Origin of the sequence: Rhizobium sp. RHZ01 (assembly GCF_014851595.1) — a bacterium.
Taxonomy (GTDB): Bacteria; Pseudomonadota; Alphaproteobacteria; order Rhizobiales; family Rhizobiaceae; genus Rhizobium; species Rhizobium altiplani.
The window spans coordinates 1-255 of the sequence record NZ_JACUZZ010000150.1 but is presented as its reverse complement, the minus strand read 5'-3'; the positions used below and the strand labels follow the sequence as shown (position 1 = coordinate 255).

At 58.0% G+C, this 255-nt stretch carries 1 pseudogene; it reads left to right on the top strand.

What is annotated here, in order from left to right:
* Positions 1 to 255, top strand: a pseudogene (locus tag IB248_RS31230) (ISNCY family transposase); the annotation flags it as partial.

The window sequence follows — 255 nt, the reverse complement described above, 5'->3', positions numbered from 1 at the left end:
ATGATGCGACCGGCAAGCTGATGCAGTTGCGCTTCGTGCGTTCGGAGAGCACCTTCAGCTATTTCGAGGCGCTCGAGCTTTACCTGAAGGATCACGGTGCTCCGATCGCCTTTTATTCCGACAAGCACACGGTGTTCCGGGTCCCTAAAAAGGACGCCAAGGGTGGCCAGGGGATGACCCAGTTCGGGCGTGCGCTGTGCGAGCTAAACATCGAGATTCTTTGCGCAAATTCGAGCCAGGCCAAGGGCCGTGTCG